Source organism: Dolichospermum sp. UHCC 0260 (genome assembly GCF_009711985.1).
Lineage (GTDB): Bacteria > Cyanobacteriota > Cyanobacteriia > Cyanobacteriales > Nostocaceae > Dolichospermum > Dolichospermum lemmermannii.
The window spans coordinates 147,997-153,329 of record NZ_VIKZ01000002.1 but is presented as its reverse complement, the minus strand read 5'-3'; the positions used below and the strand labels follow the sequence as shown (position 1 = coordinate 153,329).

6 protein-coding genes are annotated in these 5,333 nt (G+C 40.1%); 5 read left to right on the top strand and 1 reads right to left on the bottom strand.

Going from position 1 to position 5,333, the window contains the following annotated elements; translation table 11 throughout:
* Nucleotides 1-80: 80 nt before the first annotated feature.
* The 3 genes from FJR08_RS01625 (at nucleotide 81) to FJR08_RS01615 (ending at nucleotide 2,848) form a co-directional block, all read left to right on the top strand.
* Entirely contained in the window at nucleotides 81-566 is a 486-nt protein-coding gene (locus tag FJR08_RS01625) for a GNAT family N-acetyltransferase (protein ID WP_015083405.1), read from the top strand.
* 257 nt (nucleotides 567-823) lie between these two features.
* Nucleotides 824-1,162, top strand: coding sequence for a cytochrome c6 PetJ (gene petJ / locus FJR08_RS01620; RefSeq protein ID WP_168631939.1), 339 nt, complete (start codon nucleotides 824-826; stop codon nucleotides 1,160-1,162).
* Between the two features lie 429 nt (nucleotides 1,163-1,591).
* On the top strand, nucleotides 1,592-2,848 hold the full coding sequence (locus tag FJR08_RS01615; RefSeq protein WP_254435660.1) for a TonB family protein: 1,257 nt from the start codon (nucleotides 1,592-1,594) through the stop codon (nucleotides 2,846-2,848).
* 289 nt (nucleotides 2,849-3,137) lie between these two features.
* Here the strand turns inward: FJR08_RS01615 and psbN are convergent, their stop codons facing one another.
* Nucleotides 3,138-3,275 (bottom strand): photosystem II reaction center protein PsbN, encoded by a 138-nt coding sequence (gene psbN, locus FJR08_RS01610; RefSeq protein WP_015083402.1) that lies wholly within the window; start codon nucleotides 3,273-3,275, stop codon nucleotides 3,138-3,140.
* Nucleotides 3,276-3,489: 214 nt separating this feature from the next.
* Here psbN and FJR08_RS01605 point away from each other — a divergent pair, with 214 nt between their 5' ends.
* Both FJR08_RS01605 and rplY read left to right on the top strand, forming a co-directional pair.
* Nucleotides 3,490-4,818, top strand: coding sequence for an adenylosuccinate synthase (locus tag FJR08_RS01605; RefSeq protein WP_148764530.1), 1,329 nt, complete (start codon nucleotides 3,490-3,492; stop codon nucleotides 4,816-4,818).
* An 85-nt stretch (nucleotides 4,819-4,903) separates the two neighbouring features.
* A complete protein-coding gene (gene rplY / locus FJR08_RS01600; RefSeq protein WP_015083400.1) occupies nucleotides 4,904-5,203 on the top strand; it encodes a 50S ribosomal protein L25 in 300 nt (99 codons plus the stop codon).
* Nucleotides 5,204-5,333 lie beyond the last annotated feature (130 nt).

Genomic DNA, 5,333 nt, shown 5'->3' with positions numbered 1-5,333 from the left:
AGTTGTCTGTGGTTAAAAAAAATTAGACATCTTGAGTATAAAATGTGAACTAATGACCAATGACTAATGACCAATGACTAATGACTAATTTAATTGTCCGTTTTGCCGAACCCAGTGATGCTCATACCTTATTTGCCTTAATTCAGGGACTTGCTGAATATGAAAAACTATCTGATGCTGTTATTGGCAATGCTGAAGCCCTCAAGGATCATTTATTTGGTTCACCAAAATACGTAGATGCAATCCTAGCCGAATTTGAAGGTAAGGCTGTAGGTTTTGCCCTATTTTTTCATAATTATTCTACATTTCTCACCAAGCCAGGAATTTACTTAGAAGATATCTTTGTTTTGCCGGAATATCGCCGCCAAGGTATTGGTAAAGCACTTTTGTCCAAAGTAGCCCAAATAGCTGTAGAAAGGGATTGTGGGCGCTTAGAGTGGAGTGTTTTAGATTGGAATGTGTCAGCGCAGGCATTTTACCGGAATATGGGTGCAGATATTTTAGAAGATTGGCGGATTTGTCGGGTGACTGAAAAGGATCTGACCCAATTAGCCAAGCAAAAATGAAGTTTAAAAGATAAAGGGTAAATATAGCAAATTTTCCTTTTATCCTTCATTATTAATTTCTTTTTGCTCTTCTTCAATTTAAATTCATATAAGTTTACATTTTGTCTAAACCCTGAAGCTATCAATCAACTAATCTCAAATTCTCAATTATTTCAGCCAAGTTTGACAGTCTGTCGTTTGACTAATGCAACGAAATTAAATGAGAATTAGGGAGGATATTTGTACCGATTCAGACATTGTTATCGAGAGAACACCAGATGAAAAAGATTGTCTCAGTATTATTATTAGGCATAGCTATCTTCACCTTTGCCTTCATTAGTCCCGCTTTGGCCGCAGACGCAGCCAGTGGAGCTAAAGTATTTAGTGCTAATTGTGCTTCTTGTCATGCGGGTGGCAGAAATTTAGTTAATGCTGCCAAAACCCTGAAAAAAGCAGATTTGGAAAAGTACGGTATGTACTCGGCTGAAGCAATTGTTTATCAAGTTACTAATGGTAAAGGTGCTATGCCAGCCTTTAAGGGTCGGTTAAAAGCAGAGCAAATAGAAAATGTAGCTGCTTATGTCCTAGAACAAGCTGATAAGGACTGGAAGAAGTAAATTTATATCTAATTTGATGGTTTAACAATGTGCGGGGCTTTTTGTCCCGCTCAGTCTTTTTATTAGTAATTAAGTAGGTTAGCATTGAAAATGGTCGTTATGGCAAGGCAAGAGGCAAGAGGCAAGAGGCAAGAGGCAAGAGGCAAGAGTGAAGAGGGTTTGGGCGATTTTACTTTTCGTTACATATTTCGGTTTTTTCCGTTCACCTACTTAGATTTAGTAACCACTGTGCAACCAAAAATATCATCAGCATGGTAAATGGCTTTTCTTTAATATCTTAATATTTTCATAAATTCTCCATTCCATGAATAAAATAAATTAATTATTCCCTGCCTAAATAGAAAAATTCATAAAAGCATAGATGTTGTTGATATCATCTTTTACTGGATTCTAAATCAAGAAAATAATTATCATAAATAGTCAGAAAATATGGAGTTTTCAAGTGTCACTATAGAACAGCGCGAAAAAGAAGCTGAAGCATTAAAGACTTTTCTTTTCTTTAGTCTAATTGGTTCATTGGTATTACATATTGGGATACTAGCTTTAGCTATTAACAAATTTTTTCTCAAATTCCCTGAAGTTAGAGAAGAACCCATTGAAGTGACAATTCTGGAAACAATACCCCAGGAAGTAAACCAACTACCAGTAGAGATAAAATCCCTAGCAAAAACAAATTCCGGTGGTGGTGGTGGAAATAAAGGTGGCGGAATTTCTACACCAACAGAAACAGCCCTGAATATGATTAAGTCTTCTGTCGCACCCATAACCAAACAGGCTCAACTAAAAATCACTACTAACCTTATCAGTAAACAATCCCAAACACTTACAAATCGTGAACCAGCGAAAATATTAACTCCTGTACAAACTAACCCAATAGAAAACACAACTCCTGAACCTGCGACAACACCACCCCCAGTAGAAACAAAACCAATACAAAAATTAGATGAAAACGCAAATACCCTAGCGTCTACTCAACCCCAAGTGCAGACAAAACCCACAAAAATCACACCATTAAAGTCAGAAACTCAACCTAATGCTAGTTCCAACAATATCCCTAGCAACTCCACCGCTTCCACACAGTTACCGCAGAATAAAAATATTTTAGGCAATTTAGGCGATCGCTCAAGAAATAGTTTAGGTACTGGAAACGGTACTGGTTCAGGTACTGGTGTTGGTAATGGAATTGGAAATAGTACAGGTAATGGTACTGGTTCAGGTACTGGTGTTGGTAATGGAATTGGAAATAGTACAGGTAATGGTACTGGTAATGGTGTTGGGAATGAAAGTGGGAATAAACCAAAACCAGAAAATACACCAATAGCTACCGCACCGAAACCTCCCATAGAAAATAGTTCTAAACTGAATCGTGCAGATTGTATCCAGTGTCAAATTAAGTACCCTGATATAGCCAGACAGCGTGGCATTGAAGGAAATGCAGAAGTTGCTATTGATACTGATAGTCAGGGTAATGTTACGCGAGTTCGGTTAGTCCGTTCCAGTGGTGATAGCGAACTAGATCAGGCCGCTCAACAAGCTGCACAAGAGTGGAAATTAACACCCACAGCAGAGGGAAGAGAAGGGGTAAGAGCCTCAGTTAACTTTGCCATTAAAGGATCACAGCGTCACCGTAAACTTCAAGAACGGCAAATACAAAAACAAAGAGCAACCACCAAAAAAAACCCCTGAAAAAGCGACTTCTACCTCTACTCCTATCGAATCTCCTCAATATAATCAACAAAAAATAACTCCTATTATTACTGATATTCCCTCCGAAAATACAACTAAACAGAAAGAAGAATCTGCACCTTCTGAGAGTCAACAGATCTCACCACCAGCATCTGCAACTACATCACCTACTGAGTCTTAGAGGTAGATATTCAAAGTATAGATATGGGAGGGATAATTCATGAATTACCCCATCTGACTAGAATGTAGGGTGGACAATGCCAACCATCATGTTAAATTAATAGATCTGTTAATCTTCGTGATCATCAAAGGGATCATCTAATTCCTGGCTTGGGGGTCCAAAAGATGTGTAAATTGCCATACCAGTAATAGCAACTAACGCCGCACAAAAGGAAATTCCAAGCACCGTAGCGGGTTCTAAGTCCATAAATTTAGATACATATTATCACAGCGATATTTATAGAATATTACAAAATTTAACTTATCGCACATTACATAGTTAAAGCATGATCATCTCACCCTCGTAAATTGGCCAAGGTATTGATACTCCGTAAATAATGTTATGCCCAATTTATTGACAAAACATTAAAAATATGTTAATAATGGATCTTTGTGGAAACTTTACCCTTTAATATAATCTCTTGGCTAACGTCATTGTCATAGGTGCCCAGTGGGGCGATGAAGGAAAAGGTAAAATAACTGACTTACTCAGCCGCTCCGCAGACGTGGTGGTACGTTACCAAGGGGGAGTGAACGCTGGGCATACAATCGTAGTCCAAGGTCAGACGTTTAAGCTGCACTTAATCCCCTCTGGTATTTTGTATCCAAAAACCGAGTGTATCATTGGCTGTGGAACAGTCATCGATCCGCAAGTCTTGATTAAAGAACTCGAACAACTAGAAGAATTAAATATTTCCACGGCTAATCTGTTGATATCTCAGACGGCTCATGTCACCATGCCCTATCATCGCATGATTGACAAGGCATCAGAGGAAGTACGGGGAAATCATAAAATCGGGACAACAGGTAGAGGTATTGGTCCTACTTACGCCGATAAATCTGAGCGGATAGGCATCAGGATGTTAGACTTGATGGACACCGACGGACTCCGTGAGCAGTTAAAGTGGACGATAAACTATAAAAATACCATTTTAGAAAAGCTGTATAATCTGCCACCTCTCAATCCAGAAGAAGTGATTGAGGAGTATTTAGGTTATGCGGAACGCTTGCGTCCTTTCGTCGTTGATACATCGTTGAAAATCTACGATGCGGTTTTACGACGACGGAATATTTTGTTTGAAGGCGCACAAGGGACATTACTTGACCTAGATCACGGAACTTATCCCTATGTCACATCCTCCAACCCAGTCGCTGGGGGGGCTTGTGTGGGGAGTGGACTAGGACCAACAATGATAGATCGGGTAATTGGTGTATCCAAAGCCTACACGACAAGAGTGGGAGAAGGTCCTTTCCCCACGGAACTAGATGACGAAATTGGTGACTTGTTAGGCGATCGCGGTGCAGAATTTGGCACAACTACAGGGCGTAAACGTCGTTGTGGTTGGTTTGATGCGGTTATTGGTCGTTATGCGGTTCGCATTAACGGCATGGATTGTATGGCACTTACCAAACTTGATGTTCTCGATGAACTAGAGGAAATCAATGTTTGTGTGGCTTATGAAATTGATGGTGAACGCTGCGAACACTTCCCCACCAGCGCTCGTCTTTTCGCCCGTTGTCGTCCCATTTACAAAACTGTACCAGGATGGCAAGTGTCAACAAGTCACTGTCGTACCCTGGAAGAGTTACCACAAAAAGCACTGGACTATCTGAAATTCTTGGCAGAATTAATGGAAGTGCCGATTGCAATTGTTTCCTTGGGAGCAAGTCGTGATCAAACTATCATTGTTGAAGATCCTATTCACGGTCCCAAACGCGCACTGTTACAACCTAACGGTACACCAGTTTAGTCATTGGTCATTGGTCATTGGTCATTGGCAAAATAACTGACAACTGACAACTGACAACTAACAACTTAACAACTTAACAACTTATATGGCAATCACACTCGAATCTAAAACCCGTCCCGAAGGTAGCAAACCCAGAGCTTTGCGCCGTTCTGGATTAATTCCCGCCAACTTGTATGGTCACAACGGGATTGAATCAATTTCTCTAGTTCTTGACGCTAAAGTTGTAGAACGTTTGCTCAAGCAAGTTATTCCTAATAAAACCCAAGTGGAACTCAGCATTGCTGAATTAGAGTGGACTGGTACAACCGTGCTTCGTGAAGTTCAGATTCACCCAGCCAAAGGCACACCTTACCACATCAGTTTTTTTGCTGGTGCTAAAGGCTAAAATTCAGGTAATAATAACGAAGAGAACCAGGGTTAGCCCTGGTTTTTTTGTGGGAAAAAGGCAAGAGTATCAAAATCCCTCTTACCACTAACCACTGTACGGGCGAAGCATTTGGAGAATTATTTTTGGC